The following is a 20,411-nucleotide window of genomic DNA, read 5'->3' as shown; positions in this document are numbered from 1 at the left end:
ATGCTCGCTGCGGGGGACCTCCAGACACCACGCACCGACTCGTTCGGGACAAGGGCATGCCTACGCCATCGATCAGCGCCGACAACCCGGCCAGCGCAGACGCCTCGCCGGCGGACCGGATTGCGTCGATCCTGCGTGGGCTGCTGCCGGCCGGTGCTGAACTCGCGATCAGCTGGCGCGACTGGGCGCTGGGCAACGACAGCGGTGCCACGCCGGCGGCATCCGGTGCGCTGAAGCGCCGCGCCGAGCATGCGCTGGCCGAAGCGCAGGTGGAGCACGATGGCCCCGCGCAGCGCACATATGCGTGGGACAACGCCGATGGCACTGCGCGCGTTGCGCTGGCACTGGCATTGCCGCACCCGCTGGCCCCGCCCGAGGAGGATGCCTGGCTGGCGCTGGCCCGCACGCTGCTGGTGACATCGCTGGATGCCGCGCGCGCGCAGGCGCGCATCGTTTCGCTGGAAAAATCCAAGCGGTTGCAGCAGGCGCTCTACGAGATCGCCGACCTGGCCGGTGCCGACCTCGAGATGCCGGAGATGCTCCGCCGCATCCACGCGGTGGTGAACTCGCTGATGTATGCCGAGAACTGCTACATCGTACTGTACGACGACCAGCGCCGCTCGGTCCGCTTCCTGTACTTCGCCGACCAGCGCGATCCCTATGTCGCCGAACCCGAGCGCGAATTCGGCGAAGAGGAAATGGCCAACAGCATGACCTTCGCGCTGTTGCGTCACGGCCAGCCGCTGCGCGGGCCGTCGGCCGTCATCCGGCAGAAGCTGGGCGTGATGCGCGATCCCTCGCATGGCCCGGACAGCCTGGACTGGCTGGGTGTGCCGATGCGCCGGGACGACCGGGTCTGCGGCGCCATCGTCGTGCAGAGCTACGACGCGCCGGCGAGTTATGCCGACGAGGATCGCGCGCTGCTGGGCTATGTGGCGCAGCACATCCTGACCGCGCTGGACCGCAAGCACGCGCACGTGGAACTGGAACACCGCGTGGCGGTGCGTACGCACGAACTGCAGCGCGCCAACCGCGAGCTGCAGGCCGAGATCATGGAGCGCAAGCGCGCGGAGAAACTGCAGCGCGCATTGTTCCGCATCACCGACCTGGCCATCACCTCGGAAAGCCTGGAGCGTTTCTACGCCGATGTGCACGTGGTGGTGGATGAGCTGATCAACGCGCGCAATTTCTACATCGCGCTCATTTCGGACGATGGCGAGCAACTGGGCTTCCCGTATTCGATCGACGAGCGCGACCCGATGCGCAAGTCGCGGCGCTTGACCAACGGGTTGACCGAGTACGTCATCGCCACCGGGCGGCCGCTGCTGGCCGACCGCGAGGTGATCGGCCAACTGGCGGAGCAGGGCAAGCTCCTGCAGCACGGCCCACCCGCCTACAGCTGGCTCGGCGTGCCGCTGTTCCGCGGCGAAGACGTGGTCGGCACGGTGGTGGTGCAGAGCTACACCGAAGAAGTGAAGTTCACGTCGCACGACCAGAACCTGTTGACCTTCGTCGCGCACCACATCGGCAACGGCCTGGACAGGCAGCGCGCGCAGGAGCGCCTGCGCAGCGCGCACGCGGAACTGGAGCGCAGGGTCGACGAGCGCACTCGCGAGCTCGCCGAAGCGAACCACCAGTTGCGTGCGCAGATCGGCGAGCGCCTGCGCGCCGAACAGCAGCTGACGTACCAGGCGACGCACGACGCCCTTACCGGACTGCCCAACCGCCCACACCTGCTGGATAGGCTGTCGGCCGCCATCGAACGCGCGCGCCATGGCGATGGCCAGGCCTTCGCGGTGCTGTTCCTCGACCTGGACCGGTTCAAGCTGGTCAACGACAGCATGGGGCACGCGGCCGGCGATGAACTGCTGGTGGAAGTCGCGCGCCGCATCATCATGAGCGTGCGCGACGATGATGTGGTCTCGCGCCTCGGTGGCGACGAATTTGCATTGCTGGTCGAGTACGCGGACGGCGTGGAGAACGTGCGCGACTTTGCCCAGCGCCTGTTGGCGTTGCTGGGGCGGCCGATGTGGGTGGCGGGGCGCGAGCTGTTTCCCTCCGCCAGCCTGGGCATCGCCATCTGGCACCCGCGTTACCGGAACGGCGAGGAATTGCTGCGCGATGCCGACGCTGCGATGTACCGTGCCAAGGAACAGGGGCGCGACCGTTGCGCCATGTTCGACGAGGCCATGCGCGAGGCGGCGATGCAGAGCCTGGACCTGGAGGCCGACCTGCGCCGCGCGATCAACCATCGCGACTTTCTGCCGTTCTACCAGCCCATCCGCCGCATGGACGACGGGCGCGTGATCGGGCATGAGGCGCTGCTGCGCTGGCAGCACGAACGGCGCGGGCTGCTGCTGCCGGCGGAGTTCATCGGGCTGGGCGAGGACAGCGGGCTGATCGAACAGGTCGACTGGCTGCTGTACGAGCAGGTGGTGCGCCAGATTTCGCGTGGCGTGGAGGGCTACATCTCGGTCAACGTGTCGCCGCGGCATTTCCGTTCGCCCGATTTCGGCGACCGGCTGCTGGCGATGTTCGAGGCGCACGGCGCGGATCCCGCGCGGTTGCGGCTGGAGATCACCGAGGTGGCGCTGCTGGATGATGCGCCACGCACGTTGCGCATCCTGCGCACGCTGCGGCAACACGGCATCCTGGCGCAACTCGATGACTTCGGCACCGGCTTCTCCGCGTTGTCGTATCTGCACCGCTTCCCGATCTCGGTACTCAAGATCGACCGCAGTTTCGTCTCCGGGCTGGGCAGCGAAGCCCGGCCGGAAAGCCTGGCGCTGGTGCGCGCGATCCTGGCGCTGGCAGGTACGCTGGGCATCGAGACCATTGCCGAGGGTGTTGAAACCGAAGAGCAGCGCCAGTCGTTGATCGAATTGGGCTGCCTGCTCGGCCAGGGCTACCTGCTGGGACGGCCGGCAGCGCAGATGGAGGCGGTGGCGGCCGACGTCGCCTGAGTCCTGAGGTTCGCTGCACACGCCGCGTTAGCGGATGTGGATGGGTTCGTTGTCTCTCGGCTGCATCTGGCCCGACGAAAGGACTTTCCCGTCGGTGGATACCTCCCGCCAGTTCACCCAGAAGTCACCGACACAGAGTCGCCTGAAGGCCACGCTGGCGGCGCCATGCGCCGGGACCTCGATCTGCTGCAGCGATGAGACGTAGGGAGGGACGGTGGTGCCGTAGAGGGGAGCGTCGAAGTCCCGGGGCGACGGAGCGGCCAGCGCGTGGTCCGCATAGAAGCTCTTCAGCGATACGGCGACCGCATCGGCACGGTGGTTCACCACGACGATGCGGACGCCACAGCTGTCAGCGAACGCAGGCACGGGAGCCAGCAGCAGGCACGACAGCAACAGAGTGAGGCGCTTCATGGCGAGGCCCGCTTCGGGAGTACGGACAGGGGCCGGAGCCGATCTTTCGGCCCCGGTTTCATGCATTCAGTCGCCCGCAATGGCGGGTGCGTCGTCCTGCACGGCCACCAGCCGATGCGCCTGGTCGATCATCCCCACGAATTCCGCTTTCAGGCCATGCGGGTCGGGGCCCGTCGCGCCGCGCGCGGTGCGCGCCACGTCGTTCCAGCTCCAGCCATCGATACGCTGTCCTCCACGCAGCAGATCGGCGTAGGCTGCTACCGCGCTGGCGAAGCGGAAGGCATTGCTCGGCTGGGTGGTCAGCGACGTGCTTGCGATCGGCGTCTCGATCAGGCGGCTGCTGTCCTGGCCCGGCAGCTTGTACCGCAGGCGCACATGCGCGACCTCGTTGGTGGAGGCACCGACGGCGACCTGCTTGCCGCCGTAACGCAGCGCGGGCAGGCGCTCGGCACCGCTGTCGACCGGTGTGATCTCGTACAGCGCCGTGACTTCGTGGCCCGCGCCGATGTCGCCGGCATCCACCTTGTCGTTGGCGAAGTCCTCGTTGGCGAGCACGCGGTTCTCGTAGCCGATCAGACGATATTCCGAGACGACGGCGGGGTTGAATTCCACCTGGATCTTCACGTCGCGGGCGATGGTCAGCAGGGTGGATTGCATTTCATCCACCAGCACCTTGCGGCCTTCCTGCAGCGTGTCGATGTAGGCATGGTTGCCGTCGCCGACATCGGCCAGGCGTTCGGCCATCGCATCGTTGTAGTTGCCGGTGCCGAAGCCAAGCGTGGTCAGCGCGATGCCGGACTTGCGCTGGTCGGCGACCATGGTCTCCAGGGCATCCTGGCTGACCGTGCCCACGTTGAAGTCGCCATCGGTCGCCAGGATGACGCGGTTCACGCCGTCCTTGATATAGGCCTGCTTCGCCATCGCATATGCCAGCCGTATGCCGTCGCCGCCGTTGGTGCTGCCGCCGGCCTGCAGGCGGTCCAGCGAGGCAAGGATCTCGTCGTGCCGGTCGCCCGGCGTGGGCGGCAGCACCAGGCCGGCCGATCCGGCGTACACCACGATGCTGACGCGGTCCTGCCTGCGCAACTGCGGGACCAGCTGGGCGAAGGACTGCTTCAGCAGCGGCAGTTTGTCCGGCGACTCCATCGAGCCGGAGGTGTCGAGCAGGAACACCAGATTGGCCGGCGGCAAGGTGGCCTTCGGCACGTCGTAGCCCTTGATGCCCACCATCAGCACCTGGCGCTTCGCGTTCCAGGGTGCCGGGGCGATCTCGGTGGTCACGTTGAAGGGACGGCTGCGGTCGCTGGGTGCGGCATGACCGTAGCGGAAATAGTTGATGAATTCCTCCGCACGCACGGCGTCGGCAGGCGGGCGCTGACCTTCGCGCAGCATGCGGCGCACGTTGCTGTAGCTGCCGGTGTCCACATCCACGGAGAAGGTGGAGACAGGTTCATCCAGCGTCCGGCGCACAGGGTTGTCGTCGCGCTCGGCATACTTCTCGGTGTTGGCAGGTTGCGCCTGTGGCGGCGGGGCCATGCCGCCCACCAGGTTTGCGCTGCGATACGCGACCGTCGCCGGCGCGGGTGGCGGTGGTGGCGCATGGGCATGGATCGGAGCTGCTGCTTTCGCCTGCCGGGCCTCCAGGCGCTGGCCCGTCACAACGATGCTGTCCAGCGTGGACCGCTCGCGCCGCAGGGCCTCGGTACTGGCGGCATCAGCGGCAGCCTCCGCCGCCGCGTAGGCGTCGGAGGGAGCGACCTCCGCGTCGGATGCGGGGTGTGCAGGAGGGCGGGATTGGCAGGCGGCCAGGACAGCGACGGCCAGCAGGGTGACGGTCAGACGGTGCGACATGGCGTGACTCCGTGTGTGGGACAGGGAGTCGAACGCACGGGGCGTGCGAGTGGGGTTGAGCGCATTGCCACCCGGCGCGTCACCGGCCGGTGCGGCTACTCGATCACGCCGACATCCATGCCGTCATAGGCATCCAGACCATGCTCGGCGGCGAAGCGGTACAGCGCCTGGTTGCGCTGATCCAGGCTGTCGGGTGTGTGGATCTCGGTCTTCTCGACGTGCAGCCACCAGAGGTCGGGATCCTTGCGATTGTCCTTGTCTTCCAGGTACAGCGCGATCACGCGGTACCCCTGTTCCTGCAGCAAGGGGACCACGGCTTCCAGCGCCGGCCGCGTGCCGTGGGTGAAGAAGTAGCCCCATACCATCGGCTTGCTGAGATCCCATGGCGTTTCCCTGGCCATGTTGTCGAACATTTCGACAAGTTGTTCGCGGGTGATCATCTATTGCTCCTGGTGATGGGTACGTGCGGGGGACAGCGGAAGGGCGAGCGCCGTTGTGCCGGTCTTGCCACTGCCGTATCCGGAGGTTGTCTCATGGACGTCGGCGAAGGCGCACAGCGCGATGCGAGCGATGGCGGGCTCATTCCGCCCTGAGTTTCAGTGTTCCATCGCCCAGTCGTGCATCGACCCTGTCGCCGGGACGCACCTGCGTCACCGAACGCACCAGCGTGCCATCTTCCTTCGTCACCAGCGCATAACCACGGGCGACAGTCGCGAGCGGGCTGATGGCTTCCAGTGAACGGGCCAGACCACGCAGGCGCAGTGCCTCGCGTTGCAACGTGCGCGCGACAGCGGCCTGGGGGCGCGGGGCGAGGGCGAGCAGGCGCGCGCGCACCTGTTCCAGTCGGCGCTGCGGTGCACGGGCACGCAGGACCGCGGCCGCGTGACGGACCGCGGCAGCGCGACGCGCCTGCTGGTCTCGCCACAGGGCATGCAGGCGGCGGGCGGCGTCCTCCTGCCGGCGTCGGAGCATTTCCAACCGCGCCTGCGGACGCAGCGCATTGAGACGCAGCGCGGCACGGTCGGCGCGCTGCATGGCGTTGCGCAGCCTGTGCGTCTGGGTGGTGGCGAGCCGGCGCTGCAGCGCGTGTACGCGCGTCAGCAGATCGCGCCGGTCCGGCACCAGCAGCTCCGCCGCGACCGACGGGGTCGGCGCGCGCAGATCGGCGGCGAAATCGGCGAGGGTGAAGTCGGTCTCGTGGCCGATGGCGGAGATCACGGGCACCGGCGAGGCGGCGATGGTGCGCGCCAGGCGCTCGTCGTTGAACGCCCAGAGGTCTTCCAGCGAGCCACCGCCACGGGTCACCAGCAGCACGTCGTAACGGCCGCTGCGCGCCGCGCGCTGCAGCATGTCGACGATCTGCGCGGCCGCCGTTTCTCCCTGCACCTGCACCGGCAGCACGTCCACCTCCAGCAAGGGGAAGCGCCGCTGCAGCACGCTGAGCACATCGCGCACGGCCGCGCCGGTGGGCGAGGTGAGCACGGCGAGGCGCCGCACGTGGGCGGGCAGGGGACGCTTGCGTACATCGTCGAACAGACCTTCCGCGGCAAGCCGGGCCTTCAGTTCCTCGAACGCGCGCCGCAGTGCGCCTTCGCCGGCTTCCTCCAGGCTGTCGATCACCAGCTGGTAGTCGCCGCGCGCTTCGTACAGCGTCAGCCGCCCGCGCGCGAGCACGCGCAGGCCCTCGCGCGGCGCGAACTTCAGCCACTGGCTCTTGGGCTTGAACATCGCGCAGCGCACCTGCGCACGCGCATCCTTCAGGGTGAAGTACAGATGGCCCGAGGCAGGGCGGGTGACGTTGCCCAGCTCGCCTTCCACCCACACCAGCGGAAAAGCGCCTTCCAGCAGGTCGCGCGCCAGCGTGTTGAGCTGGGTGGGCGTGAGGATGTCGCGGGCGGTGTCGGTCATGCGACAAGGATAAACGGTGGCGAGGACAGGCGCCGCGAACGCCTGCGACAGGCGGTCGCAGTCCGCCGGGCGCGTTCCGTGGTGGAATGGCGCGATCCCGATGACCGGAATCGTCCGCATGCCCGTGTCCCGCTGGTCCCGTTGCGTGGTGCCGATGCTGCTTGCCGTGCTGGCGGCATGTTCGCCTGCGGGCGTGCCTTCGCCCGATGCCGTCGCGTCGTCGCCCGTCGTGGAGCGGGTGAGCCTGCCGTCACCCGCCGGTGCCGCGCAGCCCGACCTCGTCTCCACGCCCGACGGGTCCCTGCTGCTGAGCTGGCTGGAGCCGGTGGGCGAGACCGGGCATCGCCTGCGCTTCAGCCGCCGTCCCGCGCAGGTCGCCGACTGGGAAGCGCCGCGCACCATCGCCGAAGGCACGAAGTGGTTCGTCAACTGGGCCGACACGCCGCACGTCTACGCCTTGCAGGATGGTTCGCTATGGGCACACTGGTTGCGCAGCACAGGGCCGTCGCGGATGGACTACGGCATCGACCTGGTGCGCTCCGGCGACGGTGGCGCCACCTGGAGCGCGCCGCAGCGGGTGCATCCCGCCGGCACGCCCGGCGATCATGGCTTCGTGACCTTCTGGCCGCAGGCGCGCGACCGGTTGGGCATCGCCTGGCTGGACAGCCGGCAGAAGGCGGCTGCCGGTGTGCACGCGCACCACGACGACGGCCATCATGGCGGCGGTGCCCCGATGATGCTGCGCGCGGCGTTGTATGGCGCGGATGCGACGCAGCGCGCGGAATGGCCGCTGGATGCGTCCACCTGCGACTGCTGCACCACCGCGTCGGCGATGACCGACCGCGGCGTGGTGGTGGTCTACCGGGGACGCGGTGAAGGCGAGATCCGCGATACCCGCGTTGTCCGCTTCGATGGCGACCGCTGGACGCCGCCGCGCGACGTGCATGCGGATGGCTGGATGATCGCCGGCTGCCCGGTCAACGGACCGGTGGTCGTCGCCGACGGCGCCACGGTCTGGGTCGCCTGGTACACGGAAGCGGACGGACAGCCGGAGCTGCGGGCCGCACGTTCCGACGATGCGGGCGACACGTTCGCCGCGCCGGTCACGCTGGCGAAGGGCACGCAGGTGCTGGGACGCCTGGGATTGGCGCGCGGCGACGATCACCTGCTGGTGAGCTGGCTGGAACAGGCGCCGGACGAACGCCAGACCCTCGTGCTGGGCCGCTACGACGGCGCATGGCGCCAGACGCAGCGCGTCGATGTCGCCACGCTGTCCACGCGCGGAAGGGCCAGTGGCATTCCGCGTCTGCAATGGAGCGACGATGCGGCATGGCTTGCGTGGACCGATGTGGCCGGCGAGGCGCCCGGCCTGCAGGCTGCACGCGTGCGGTTCCGCTGATGGCAACGGGTGCGACATTCCGTCGCATCTGATCCGCATGGCGGGCAACGCTTAAAATCACGGCGTGATCCGCTCGCACGCCTTGCTCCGACCGATGCTGCAGCTGGCCTTACTGGCCGCGTTGCTGATGGCGTTTGCGCCGTCGGTGACGCGGTGGGTGAGCGTGACCGGATCGCAGGTGCTGGCCGGCTGGACCGAGCTGTGCACCACCGATGGCATCAAGTGGGTCGACACGCGCACCGAATCTCCGATTGCAAAATCGCCGCTTGGCAAGGCGCCATCGCCCGCCGGCATGTCGGTGGGAGCCGATTGCGCCTATTGCACGCTGGCCGCTGCGCTGCCGTTGCTGCTGCTCTGTCTCGCGCTGCTGTTTCCCCGTCTGCCGGGGGACATCGCTGCAAGCGCGCTGACGCTTCCATCCGTCAGGCGCCTGCGCCTGCGCGGCCTGGGCGGACAAGGGCCGCCCGTCCTGCTCTGAACCACAAGACCTCCCGTTGATCGTGCGGCCCGTGCGCCGCGTCCTTGTGCTTTGGAGTTTCCATGTCCCTGTCTTCCTGCGCGGCGCTGCGTGCGTCGCGCCTGTCCGTGGCCGTCGTGGCGGCCCTGTCGTTTCCGGTCGTTGTACATGCCGCCGAGCGCATCACGTTGCCCGATGGTTCCCGTGCCACCCAGCTCGATGCCGTCGAGGTCAAGGGCCACGCGGCGCAACTCGACAAGGCCGCCGGCGCCGGCACGCGCCTGGCGTTGAGCGTCATGCAGACACCGGCGTCGATCACGGTGATCGACCGCGAAACACTCGACGCACGCGGCGTGCGTACTACCCAGGAAGCGCTGTCGGGCATCCCCGGGTTGACGGTCGCCTCGCCGCCGGGCAACGGCAATGCGGTGACGTATCGCGGCTTTTCCGGCAGCCAGATCACCCAGCTGTTCAACGGCATCGATGTGCAGTACGCCAGCATCGCGGCGCGTCCCGTGGATGCGTGGCAGTACGAGCGGGTGGAGGCGATCGGTGGTCCGTCGAGCTTCCTGTACGGTGCCGGCGCAGTCGGTGGCACGATCAACTACGTCACCCGGCTGGCGCGGCTGGACCGCGATGAAGCAGCCATGCAGGCATCGTGGGGGTCTTTCCGCGACGGCACGCTGGCGATGGGTGCCAACCTGCGCGTCGGCGGCAACGACGCCCTGCAGGCGGTCCGGCTGGATGCCAGCGCGCGCGACGCGGAAAGCGGGATCGATGGCCAGGTGCGCGAAGCATCGGCGATGGCGGCGTCCTGGCTGGTGCAGCTGGCACCCACGCTTCGCCACACGCTTGCGGTGGAATACCAGCAGGAGGACAACCATCGTCCCTACTGGGGCACGCCCGTGCGCCAGCCAGCGACCGGCCGCCTGTCGGTGCTGCCGGCAACGGTCGGGCGCAACTACAACGTCGCCGACGGCTACTACGGACAGGACGTGCTGTGGGCGCGCTCGCTGCTGGAATGGACACCGGGTGAGCGCGACACCGTGCGCAACACCATCTATCACTACGACGCGCTGCGCGATTACCGCAACGTCGAAAGCTACCGCCTGACCGCCGGCAACGAGGGCGTCATCCGTTCCGGCACGTTGCTGCAGCGTCACGACCAGCAGGTCCATGGCAACCGGCTGGAGTGGAGCCACGAGGGCGCCTTGTTCGGCCTGCCCACGCAATGGGCCACCGGCCTGGACATCAGCTACAACCGGCAGACGCGCTTTCCGCTGTCGCTGTCGGCCACGGTGGATACCGTGCCGCTCGACGCGGTGACGCCGGGCCGCTTCCTCGACGTACCCGGGACGGCGATCGTCTACACGCCCGACCGCACCAACCGGCTGCACACGCAGGCGGTGTACGTGGAAAACCTGACCGAATTGACCCCGTTGCTGTCGCTGCTGACCGGTCTGCGCCACGACCGCATCGCGCTGGACGTGGTCAATCATCGTGCGGTCAGCGCCACGAATCCCGCGCGCTTCGAACGCGAGTACACGCCCACGACCGGGCGTGTGGCACTGAACTGGACCATCGCGCCGCAGGCGAACGTCTACATGCAATACAGCACGGCGGCCGATCCGCCGGCCGGCATCCTCAGCACCGCCAATTTCGCCACCCTGCGGGACTTCGACCTGACCACGGGAAGGCAGGGCGAAATCGGAACGAAACTGCAGACGCGGGACGGACGCAGTTTCGCCACGCTGGCCGCGTATCGCATCGTGCGCCGCAATCTCGCGATCACCGATCCCGCCAATCCGGGCCAGACGGTGCCGGTGGGCCGGCAGTCGGCGCGCGGCATCGAGGCAAGTTTCGGCTGGCGTCCGCAGGCATCGCTGAACATCGAAGGCAACCTGGCCTGGGTGGACGCCACGCTGGACGACTTCTACGAGAACGTCGGCGGCGTTCCGGTATCGCGCGCCGGCCGCCGGCCGACCAACACGCCCTCGCGCGTCGGCAACCTGTGGGTGGATTACCGCGTCGGCCCGCGCTGGTCGGCGGGCGTGGACGTGCGCGGCGTCTCGTCCCGCTACGCGAACGCCGCCAACACGCTGTCCACCGCCGGATACGCGACATGGGGCGCGCACGTGGGCTTCAGATGGAACGACACCACCGAGCTGACCGTGCGCGGCCGCAATCTCGGCGACCGCACCTACGTGGTGTACGCGCTGGGCGGCACGATGGCGTACCTCGGCGATCCGCGCAGTTGGGAAGTTGTGCTGCGCAGGACATTCTGATCTCGAGCGTCATCACGGCGACGGGTACGGTTTTCGGTAAGGTGGCGTCCGGTTGCACGGGAGGCACAGCGCATGCGCGGTCTCGACTTCAGTTCGTGGCAGGGCCTGCTGACAACGCTGGCGGGGTTGGCGCTGATCACGGTGATCGGCGTTGGCATCCGGCTGTTGGTCATGCAGACAGTGCAGGAGCGGCGTGCGCGCGAGAACCGCCAGATCAACGAGCGCCTGCGCACGCTGATCGCGGCCTACAAGGTGCTGGGCGGCTCGTTCACCGGCGCGCTGGAGGTCGACCCGCGCCACCTGCGCGACCTGCGCGTGCAGGCGCGCGAAACCGGCGCCGACGGGGTCGACGAAGGCAGCGACCGGCCCCGGCGCATCCGCGACGCGGTGGAAGCCGCGTTGTCGGACATCATCCTGCTGGGCACCGATGAGCAGGTGCGTCTGGCCGCGCAGGCCGCCCATGATCTCGCGGCGGGACGGCCCATCCACACCGATGCGCTGGTGGTGTCCCTGCGCGACTTCATCCGCAGCGTGCTCGACCTGGAGCCGGTCCCGTCTTCGCTGTCGATTCCGCGACAAGGCCCGGCGCGACCGGCCGCCTCGAAAGGCAAGGGCGAGGGCGCGAAAGGCGAGGGGCGGCAGGGCGGTGGTGCCGGGATGGGCGCGGCCGGCCTGGGTGCCGGTGCGGGCATGGGCGCTGGCGCGGCGATCGAGCCGGACCGCGACCCGCCGCGCTGACGACTACTCGTCGATCCAGCGCCGCTCCGGCCCCGGCCGCTTTGCCAGCTTGCGCTGCAGCGAACGGCGATGCATGCCCAGCAGGCGCGCAGCGGCGGAGATGTTGCCTTCGGTTTCGGCCAGCGCCTGCTGGATGTGTTCCCACTCCAACCGGCTGAGCGGGGTCATGGTGTCGTCGGTCGCGCTGCTGTCTTCCGCTGCGGCAGGGGCTTCCAGCCCCAACGCACGCAGGATGGTCGGCACCGTCGCCGGTTTCGGCAGGTAGTCGTCGGCGCCACGCTTGATGGATTCCACGGCAGTGGCCACGCTCGCATACCCGGTGACCAGCAGGATCTGCATGTCGGCGCGCAACGCGCGCAGCGGTTCGATCAGGGCCAGGCCGGAATCGCTGCCCAGCTTGAGGTCGACCAGGGCGAAATCGGGCAGGCACTCGCGCGCGCGCGCCAGCGCACTGGCGGCGTCCAGTGCGATCTCGGTCTCGATGCCCTTGCGCGCCAGGCTGCGCTGCAGCGTGCGCGCGTAGAGTTCGTCGTCGTCGACCAGCAGGCCTTTCATCGGATGTCTCTCATGGGGATGTCTCGTCATTGCCCGCCACGGGCAGGCGGAACTGCACCTGCACGCCTTTGGGCGGCACGGCGCGCATGGTCATGCGCCCGCCGAGCCGCTCGATGGTGGCATGCGACAGGGCCAGGCCCACGCCCATGCCTTCGGGCTTGCTGGTGCGGAAGAGTTGCTCGGACTGGAATGGCAGCGCTTCGTGGAAACCGTTGCCGTAATCGCGCACGGTGCCGACCAGCTCATCGCCTTCGCAGCGCAGGTCCAGGTCCACGCGCTGCGACCCGGCCTGGCGGCTGGCGTCCGCCGCATTGTTGAGCAGTGCCTGCAGCAGGTGGCCGGTGGACGCGTCGGTCGCCAGCCACGGCGGCAGTGCGCCGGTTCGCTGCAGTTCGATCGTCGGCCGGACCAGTTGCCAGCGCTGCACCACCTCGTCCAGGTCGACGCGCTGGCGCACGCCCATGTCGGCCGAGGCGGCGAGCGCGCGTACGCGGTCGCGGCACAGGTCGATCAGCTGGCGCATGGTGCCCGCGTCCTCGCGGATGTCGGGTTCGCTTGCGTGCTCGCGGATGTCCTCGGTCAGCAGCGTCATCGTCGCCAGCGGGGTATTGAGTTCATGCGCCACGGCGGCGGCGTGCGTGGCAAGGGCGACGATGCCCTCGTTGCGTGCGAAGCGTTCGCGCAGGCGGGCCAGTTCCTGCTCGCGCAGGCGCAGCGCGGCGACCAGTCGGGTGGAGAAATACAGCACCACGCCGGCCGACAACACGAAGTTCACCGCCATCCCCCACAGGTGCACGTTGAAGTTGTCGCCATGCAGGTGCGGCAGCGGCCGGCCGAACACGGCGGTCAGGATGTAGCCCAGCAGGCAGGCCACGCCGGTAGCCAGCACCCAGCGCAATGGCAGCGCCAGTGCGGACACCGCGATCAGCAGCAGGAACATCGAACTGAAGGGATTGCCGATGCCGCCGCTCCAGGCGACGAGCCAGGACAGCACGGCCACGTCCACCAGCATGTGCGCGAAGGCCTCGGCCGGCGTCTCTTGGCCGGGACGGCGGCTGCGCCAGGTGGCGTAGACGTTGAACAGCGCCAGCGCCCCGATGCCGGCCCACAGGGGCCAGCGCGGCAGGTCGATGTCCAGCAGGCCCAGCGCCACCAGCACCGTCACCGCCTGGCCCACGATGGCCACCCAGCGCAGGTTGCACAGGGTGCGCAGGAACGACGGCGTCAGCGTGAAGACGGTATTCGGCATCGCTACATGCTAGAGCAAGCGCGCGGACGGGGCCTGCGGCATGGCGTCGCAGGGCGGCGGCTGCCGGCCCGGGCAGGCGGCCACGCTACAATGCCGGCATGCACGACGCCGTCACCCGCCCCACGCCCCCCACCGACGCCGCGCCCTGGCCGCGCCGCATCACCCAGGCCGTCCGGATCGGCAACGCCACCGTCGGCGGCGGCCGTCCGGTGGTGGTGCAGTCGATGACCAACACCGACACCGCCGACATCGCCGGCAGCGTGAAGCAGGTGGCGGAACTGTGGCGCGCCGGCTCGGAAATGGTCCGCTTGACCGTCAACAACCCCGAATCCGCCGCCGCCATCCCGCGCATCCGCGAGAAGCTGGAGATGATGGGCGTGTCGGTGCCGTTGATCGGCGACTTCCACTACAACGGCCACCAGTTGCTGGCGGGCGAACCGGCCTGCGCCGAGGCGCTGGCCAAGTACCGCATCAACCCGGGCAACGTCGGCTTCGGCAAGAAGCGCGACACCCAGTTCGCGCAGCTGATCGAGTTCGCGATCCGCTACGGCAAGCCGGTGCGCATCGGGGCCAACTGGGGTTCGCTGGACCAGGCCCTGGCGGCGCAGCTGATGGACGAAAACCATACGCGCGAAATCCCGTGGGACGCCGGCCGCGTGCTGCGCGAGGCGCTGATCCGCTCGGCGGTGGATTCGGCCGAGCGCGCGGTCGAGATCGGCCTGCCGCGCGACCGCATCGTGCTGTCGGCCAAGGTCAGCGGCGTGCAGGAACTGATCGCCGTCTACCGCGACATGGCCAGCCGCACCGACTTCGCCCTGCACCTGGGCCTGACCGAGGCCGGCATCGGCAGCAAGGGCATCGTCGCCTCGAGCGCCGCGCTGGCGGTGCTGCTGCAGGAAGGCATCGGCGACACCATCCGCATCTCGCTGACGCCGGAACCCGGCCAGTCCCGCACGCAGGAAGTCATCGTGGCGCAGGAACTGCTGCAGACCACCGGCCTGCGTGCGTTCACGCCGATGGTCACCGCGTGCCCCGGCTGCGGCCGCACCACCTCCGAGTTCTTCCAGGAACTGGCCAAGGTCGTGCAGGAACACGTGCGCGGCAAGATGCCCGAATGGAAGGTCACCCATCCCGGCGCCGAGAACATGACGCTGGCGGTGATGGGCTGCGTGGTCAACGGGCCGGGCGAATCGCGCCACGCCAATATCGGCATCTCGCTGCCGGGCACGGGCGAGGCGCCGGCGGCACCGGTATTCGTCGATGGCGAGAAGAAGGTCACCTTGCGTGGCGAGAACATTGCACATGAGTTCGTCGCGCTGATCGACGACTACGTCGAGGCCAAGTACGCGCGTGCTGCCGGCTGATACGCTGGCGAACGGCCGGCGGTTCATCGCCGGCCTGTTCCGTGAACACGGCGGGCGCCTGGTCCTGCTGTTCTTCTGCCTGCTGGCGCCGTTGTGGCTGTTCGTCGAGCTGGCGGATGAAGTCCACGAGCTGGAAGCCTTCTACTTCGACGATCCGCTGCTGTGGCGCGCGCACGCGCTAAACGGCCCCGCGCTGGACCGCTTCTTCGTCTTCATGTCGGCGATCGGCTACCAGTGGGGCGTGGTGCCGGCGGACATCCTGCTGACGTCGGTGTTGCTGGTGCTGCGGCGCTGGCGCGAGGCCACCTTCGCAGGGGTGTCGTTCGCCGGCTCGGCCCTGCTGAACCTGGCCACCAAGCAGTTTTTCCAGCGCGATCGCCCCAGCCTGTGGGAGTCCATCGCGCCGGAGCACACCTTCAGTTTCCCCAGCGGCCACGCAATGGGCTCGGCCACGCTGGCGATGGTGGTGCTGCTGCTGTGCTGGCACACCCGTTTCCGCTGGCTGGTGGCCGGGCTGGCCGTGCTGTTCACGCTGACCGTCGGCGCCTCACGCATCTACCTGGGCGTGCACTACCCGTCCGACATCCTCGGCGGCTGGGCTGCGGGCGTCGCCTGGGTCTCGGGCGTCTACCTGGTGCTGTATCGCATCCGCGAGCGGCCGTGGCAGGTCAGATGAGGCGTCAGTTCTTCTGTAGGAGCGACGCAAGTCGCGACCGCATGCATTGAACATTCCGGTGCGTAACCGATAGCGCCCTCTCCGTTGGCCTGTCGCCGGAACAGGCGATGGCACTGCTTTGATTGATGGCGTGCGGTCGCGACTTACGTCGCTCCTACAGAAAGCCGCGTCTACGGCGCGTAGGCTCGCTCGCGCTCTTGCTGCAACCGCTGCCGCAGGTACTGGTCGCGGGTGAGGCCGGCGGGGATCGACGTGGTGGCCATCACTTCAGACACCACCTGCGCTTCACGGGCCTTGTAGGCCTGGAATCTCGGATCGTTGCGCTGCTGTGCGGTGAAGGCGGCCATGCGCGCGTCAGTGTGGGCGCGATAGCGGTCGGCGATGGCGGCGACCTCGGCTGCCTGTTGCGCCGGGTCGTCCACGGTCGCCTTGACCAGCGCTGTGCGCAGCAGCACGGCTTCGCCCGCAGACAGGCCGCCCGCTGCTTCGTACTTGTCGATCTGCCGCGTCAACGCATCGGCGCGTTCGCTGCGTTCCACCGCGCGCAACGACGCGGAATGCGCGAAGAAGTCTTTCGCATCGGTCTCGAAGCGCTGGCGCTCGCGGTGCGCCTGCGCCTGTGGCGTGGCTTGCAGGGAAGCCAGGGGCGACGACGCGGCGTCCGCGACCTCAACCGATGACGGCGGCGCGACTGGTCTGCCCGGGTCATCGCGCTTCCACCAGACGATGGCGGCGACGAAGACCGCGCAGGGCACCAGCAGTGTCAGCAGTTTCTTCATGCAGCGTCCCTCGCACGCCGGGACCGCCGCAGCACGGCGGCCCCGGACATCGGCCTCATCCCATCAACTGGTCGACCAGCCAGTACAGCAGGTTGACCGGCTTGGCCTTGTCGGCCTTGTCGTCCTGCTCGCTGGCGTCGATCACCTTGCCCTGGCCATCGAGCACGCTGTCGATGAAGTGCTTCAGTTCCAGATTCTGCGCCTGTACGTCGGCGTTCTTGAAGTCGACGATGGTGGTGCAGTGGCTCTCGTTGAGCGCGCGGTACTGCGGGAAGTAGCCACCGACGTTGTTCAACGTGTTCAGGCGGTCACGCAGGCGTGCGGTATCGACGTCCCAGCGCGCATGGATGCGCGCCTCCCTGGTCGCCTGGTCAGGCGCGTTGGCGATGTCGGGGTAGAACCGTTCGTAGGAATAGGACGAGTAGTTGAGGTCTTTCCAGAAGTGCGTGTGGCCCAGGCGGTCGTTCGCGTACTTGCTGGAGAGGGCCGGGTACAGGGTGCCGAGTTCGTTGAGATCGAACTGCGGCAGGCCGCTGGCGAGGTAGGGCAGGGGCCCGTTGGGCTGGTCCAGGCCCCAGGCGCTGCGGATCAGCGCCATCAGCGGTTGCGAGGGATAGTCCACCGGATTGCCGTTCTTCAGCGTGGGGAAGATCGGGCCGGAGTCGTTGATCAGGAAGCTGCGCGTGGGTGCCATGTCGCGACGCAGCGGATGGTAGCTGGTCAGGCTGCCCGCACCGCCTGCGCTGCAGCCGGTGGACAGCATCTGCGTGGGCCGCGGCAGGTTGTCCTTCAACCAGCCGACCACCGCGCGCACATTGCGTACCCCGTTGTGGTGCCAGACCAGCGGCGTGTTCTGGCCGCTCGGGTCGTTGTAGACCGCCACGCGGTCGCCGCTGTAGATGTCGCCGGTGCAGTAGGGCACGTAGACCATGTTCCAGCCCTGCGTTTTCACCGCATCGAACGGGCTGACGCGGGTGACGAACGGGCTGACCAGGCTGGCGCCGGGATTCAGCAGGCCCATGTAGTCGTCGGGGATGCCGTTCGGATTGCGCGCACCGCGGATGCCGCTCTGGCCGCTGCAACTGGCGTAGTCCCAACAGGCGCCACCGCCTTCCATGTAGATGATGGTGTTGCGCGTATCGGCCACGCGGTTGACGAAGAACTTGAATGGCGAACCGTCGCCGCACACCGCGCCGGTCTGCGGCGCGAGCTGGATGGTCTGCCAGGCGTCATAGCGCCCGGGCTGGAAGCCGTCGTTGAAACCCGACGGATTGGCCAGCAACGGGTAGGTGCCGGTGCGCTGGGCGGCGGTGACCTTGTTGTCCGCCTTGGGCGGCGAGACCAGGTTCACCAGGGTCTGCCAGAAGCTGTAATCGCCTTCCTCGGCTTTCAGTGGCGCGGCCACCAGCAGGGTGAAGCTGGCGGCCGCCAGGACGAGGGGCAGGCGTGCGGGTCGTACGGGTGCAACCATGATCGGATCCTCCGGCGAGAGTCAGGTGGACGTTCAACGGGATGGACTGCCTTGGCGTGCGGCACGCATGGGGGCGGCGACCGTACAGCGGCGGATGGTGGGACGCCCGCCCCGTGACGGGATTAAGTCCATGTGATGGCGTCGGCTTTGGCTGCCGTGGCCCCCGACATTGGCCGCGATACCCCCCTTCGCATGCCGCGCGACCAGCCAGGTAAACGGAACGATCCCGCGTCGCAGCACGCACGTGCGGCGTTGTACCGGTGTGCGCTATCGCGGCCGGGCAACGGATCGTTGCGGGCAGGCGCCTTGCCGCAGGCCGCCCGTGGATCGAACATGCCGACACCCGTCGCGGAACGCGGCGTGGACTCCGGGGATGGCAATGCAGGAACTGGTCGACCGATACGGCGTGCTGCTGGTGTTCGTCAACGTGCTGGCGTTGTCGCTGGGCCTGCCCGTGCCCGCGATGCCCACCCTGATCCTGGTGGGCGCCGGCGTGGCCATGCAGGCTGATCCGCTGTGGCTGCCGCTGGCCGGCGTGCTGGGCGTGTCGGTGCTGGCCAGCCTGATCGGCGACAGCGTCTGGTTCTACGCGGGCCGCCGCTACGGCAACCGCACGCTGCAGTCGCTGTGCCGGCTGTCGCTGTCGCGCGACACCTGCATGAAGCGCACCGAGCGCTTCTACGGCCGTTTCGGCATCCGCATCCTGTCGGTGGCGAAGTTCATTCCCGGACTGTCGATGGTGTCCGTGCCGCTGGCGGGCGCCATGCAGGTGCGGCTGCCGCCGTTCCTGCGCTACGACGGGCTCGGCGCGGCACTGTGGGCAACATTGGGACTGGGGCTGGGCGTGGTGTTCGCCAGGCAGGTCGAAACCGTCATCGATACGCTCTCGCAGCTGGGCACGGGTGCCGGCGTGGTCGTCGGCACGCTGCTTGCGGCATACGTGGGCTGGCGCTGGTGGCGCCGCCGATCGCTGTTGAAGTCGCTGGAGGCGGCGCGGATCGATCCGCCGGAACTGGATGCGCTGGTCCGCGCGGGCCGGCCGCCGGTGGTGTTCGACATCCGCGCGCCCGGCTTCCGCGACGTGGACCCCTACGTCATCCCGGGCGCGATGTTCGCGGACGAACGCCATCTCGATGGCATCCTGGCCTCGTATCCGCGCGAGGCGAAGATCGTCATCTACTGTGCCTGCCCCGATGAGGTGTCGGCCGCGTGGATGGCGGCGAGGCTGCGCGAGGCGGGCTTCCGCGACGTGCTGCCGCTGAAGGGCGGCATCGATGCCTGGCGCGCGGCGGGCTACGGCGTGGACCCGCTGGGCAGCTGACCTTCCCCGATCAGTGCTCGATGCAGACCCGGTTGCGGCCTTCGCTCTTGGCCCGGTACAGCGCCGCGTCGGCGGCGGCCATCATGCGGCTGACGGTATCGCGCTCGGGCGTCAGCGCGGCGATGCCGATACTCACGGTGATGCGCTGCGCTTCGCCGCCAGGGCGGAACACCACCGCCTCCACCGCCTCGCGCAGACGCTCGGCGAAGCCGTAGGCGGCCTCGGGCCCGCATTCGGGCAGCAGCACGGCGAATTCCTCGCCGCCGATCCGCGCCGCGGCATCGTCGTTGCGTACATGCCGGCGCACCAGCGCCGCGATCTGCTTCAGCACGAGGTCGCCGGAGATGTGGCCGTAGCGGTCGTTGATCGGCTTGAACAGGTCCACGTCGATGATGCACATCGTCAACGCGCGCTGGTGCCGCATGGCGCGCGCGATCTCCTTCTCCACCGTTTCGATGAAGTGGCGGCGGTTGTACATCTCCGTCAGGGCGTCGTGGGTGGCGAGCTGGTAGATCTCCTCGTGGTAGCGCGCTTCCACGCTGCTGTGACTGATGAACTTGAGGATGCTCTCGCCCAGGGTGATGTGGTCGCCGTCCACCAATGCGGCTTCGGTCACCGGCATGTCGTTCAGCCGGGTGGTGTTGGTGGCGCCGAGATCGCGCACCCAGTAGGTATCGCCATCGCGCCAGATCTCGCAGTGCACGCGCGAGACGCTGTTGTGCGGGATATGCAGGTCGGTTTCCTGCGAACGCCCTACGCGCACCGGCTGGACATCGATGTCCGCGCGCCGGCCCAGGCCTTCGCCATGGATCACCACCACGCACGCCGAACGCGGCGCGTGCGGACGCGGACCGTCGCTCAGGATGGTCCGTTGCGTGGTGGGCGGATCGTGGAAATCCCGGGACATGCGTGTGCTGCTGGCAGGTGCGGGTCCGAGTGTAACGGATCGGTCGGTCAACTCACGCTTCCGCTACCATGGCCGGG

General features: G+C 68.6%; 17 protein-coding genes. 8 read left to right on the top strand and 9 right to left on the bottom strand.

Features of this window, described 5'->3' with window-relative positions; translation table 11 throughout:
• Positions 1 to 56: 56 nt before the first annotated feature.
• Positions 57 to 2,963, top strand: a complete 2,907-nt coding sequence (locus AC3DET_RS01865) for a bifunctional diguanylate cyclase/phosphodiesterase (RefSeq protein ID WP_337730085.1) — start codon at positions 57 to 59, stop codon at positions 2,961 to 2,963.
• Positions 2,964 to 2,990: 27 nt separating this feature from the next.
• Here AC3DET_RS01865 and AC3DET_RS01860 read toward each other — a convergent pair whose 3' ends face one another.
• From AC3DET_RS01860 to xseA, 4 genes are all read right to left on the bottom strand, one after another.
• A complete protein-coding gene (locus AC3DET_RS01860) occupies positions 2,991 to 3,374 on the bottom strand; it encodes a hypothetical protein (protein ID WP_446537329.1) in 384 nt (127 codons plus the stop codon).
• A gap of 66 nt (positions 3,375 to 3,440) precedes the next feature.
• Positions 3,441 to 5,225 carry a vWA domain-containing protein gene (locus AC3DET_RS01855; protein WP_488390546.1) on the bottom strand — a complete coding sequence of 595 codons (1,785 nt, stop codon included), beginning with the start codon at positions 5,223 to 5,225 and terminating at the stop codon, positions 3,441 to 3,443.
• 95 nt (positions 5,226 to 5,320) lie between these two features.
• On the bottom strand, positions 5,321 to 5,665 hold the full coding sequence (locus AC3DET_RS01850; protein ID WP_446537327.1) for a ribonuclease E inhibitor RraB: 345 nt from the start codon (positions 5,663 to 5,665) through the stop codon (positions 5,321 to 5,323).
• Positions 5,666 to 5,804: 139 nt separating this feature from the next.
• The gene (xseA, locus tag AC3DET_RS01845) at positions 5,805 to 7,133 is read right to left on the bottom strand and encodes an exodeoxyribonuclease VII large subunit (RefSeq protein ID WP_488390545.1); all 1,329 of its coding nucleotides are present in this window, start codon (positions 7,131 to 7,133) and stop codon (positions 5,805 to 5,807) included.
• A gap of 118 nt (positions 7,134 to 7,251) precedes the next feature.
• Between xseA and AC3DET_RS01840 the strand changes: the two genes are divergently transcribed.
• The 4 genes from AC3DET_RS01840 (at position 7,252) to AC3DET_RS01825 (ending at position 12,012) form a co-directional block, all read left to right on the top strand.
• Entirely contained in the window at positions 7,252 to 8,532 is a 1,281-nt protein-coding gene (locus AC3DET_RS01840; protein WP_488390544.1) for a hypothetical protein, read from the top strand.
• A gap of 94 nt (positions 8,533 to 8,626) precedes the next feature.
• Positions 8,627 to 9,010: a DUF2946 family protein gene (locus AC3DET_RS01835; protein WP_488390543.1), complete on the top strand. Its 384-nt coding sequence runs from the start codon at positions 8,627 to 8,629 to the stop codon at positions 9,008 to 9,010.
• A gap of 62 nt (positions 9,011 to 9,072) precedes the next feature.
• Positions 9,073 to 11,274: a TonB-dependent receptor gene (locus AC3DET_RS01830; RefSeq protein ID WP_488390542.1), complete on the top strand. Its 2,202-nt coding sequence runs from the start codon at positions 9,073 to 9,075 to the stop codon at positions 11,272 to 11,274.
• Between the two features lie 72 nt (positions 11,275 to 11,346).
• Entirely contained in the window at positions 11,347 to 12,012 is a 666-nt protein-coding gene (locus AC3DET_RS01825; RefSeq protein WP_337730078.1) for a hypothetical protein, read from the top strand.
• Positions 12,013 to 12,015: 3 nt separating this feature from the next.
• Here the strand turns inward: AC3DET_RS01825 and AC3DET_RS01820 are convergent, their stop codons facing one another.
• On the bottom strand, positions 12,016 to 12,567 hold the full coding sequence (locus AC3DET_RS01820; RefSeq protein ID WP_337730077.1) for a response regulator transcription factor: 552 nt from the start codon (positions 12,565 to 12,567) through the stop codon (positions 12,016 to 12,018).
• Between the two features lie 10 nt (positions 12,568 to 12,577).
• Complete coding sequence (locus tag AC3DET_RS01815) at positions 12,578 to 13,816, bottom strand: ATP-binding protein (RefSeq protein ID WP_337730076.1); 1,239 nt, start codon at positions 13,814 to 13,816, stop codon at positions 12,578 to 12,580.
• A 98-nt stretch (positions 13,817 to 13,914) separates the two neighbouring features.
• Here AC3DET_RS01815 and ispG point away from each other — a divergent pair, with 98 nt between their 5' ends.
• Both ispG and AC3DET_RS01805 read left to right on the top strand, forming a co-directional pair.
• A complete protein-coding gene (gene ispG / locus AC3DET_RS01810) occupies positions 13,915 to 15,180 on the top strand; it encodes a flavodoxin-dependent (E)-4-hydroxy-3-methylbut-2-enyl-diphosphate synthase (protein WP_488390541.1) in 1,266 nt (421 codons plus the stop codon).
• 4 nt (positions 15,181 to 15,184) lie between these two features.
• Positions 15,185 to 15,856, top strand: a complete 672-nt coding sequence (locus tag AC3DET_RS01805; protein WP_488391155.1) for a phosphatase PAP2 family protein — start codon at positions 15,185 to 15,187, stop codon at positions 15,854 to 15,856.
• A gap of 170 nt (positions 15,857 to 16,026) precedes the next feature.
• On the opposite strand, the gene AC3DET_RS01800 is transcribed toward AC3DET_RS01805, so the two are convergent.
• Both AC3DET_RS01800 and AC3DET_RS01795 read right to left on the bottom strand, forming a co-directional pair.
• A complete protein-coding gene (locus AC3DET_RS01800; protein ID WP_488390540.1) occupies positions 16,027 to 16,635 on the bottom strand; it encodes a hypothetical protein in 609 nt (202 codons plus the stop codon).
• Between the two features lie 55 nt (positions 16,636 to 16,690).
• Entirely contained in the window at positions 16,691 to 18,106 is a 1,416-nt protein-coding gene (locus AC3DET_RS01795; RefSeq protein ID WP_488390539.1) for a pectin acetylesterase-family hydrolase, read from the bottom strand.
• 379 nt (positions 18,107 to 18,485) lie between these two features.
• Between AC3DET_RS01795 and AC3DET_RS01790 the strand changes: the two genes are divergently transcribed.
• Positions 18,486 to 19,427: a DedA family protein/thiosulfate sulfurtransferase GlpE gene (locus AC3DET_RS01790; protein WP_488391154.1), complete on the top strand. Its 942-nt coding sequence runs from the start codon at positions 18,486 to 18,488 to the stop codon at positions 19,425 to 19,427.
• A gap of 10 nt (positions 19,428 to 19,437) precedes the next feature.
• Here the strand turns inward: AC3DET_RS01790 and AC3DET_RS01785 are convergent, their stop codons facing one another.
• Positions 19,438 to 20,334 carry a GGDEF domain-containing protein gene (locus AC3DET_RS01785; protein WP_192200862.1) on the bottom strand — a complete coding sequence of 299 codons (897 nt, stop codon included), beginning with the start codon at positions 20,332 to 20,334 and terminating at the stop codon, positions 19,438 to 19,440.
• Positions 20,335 to 20,411: the final 77 nt, after the last annotated feature.

The organism is Pseudoxanthomonas sp. 97-1-1, assembly GCF_057773125.1.
This window is presented reverse-complemented; position numbering and strand designations above follow the sequence as displayed.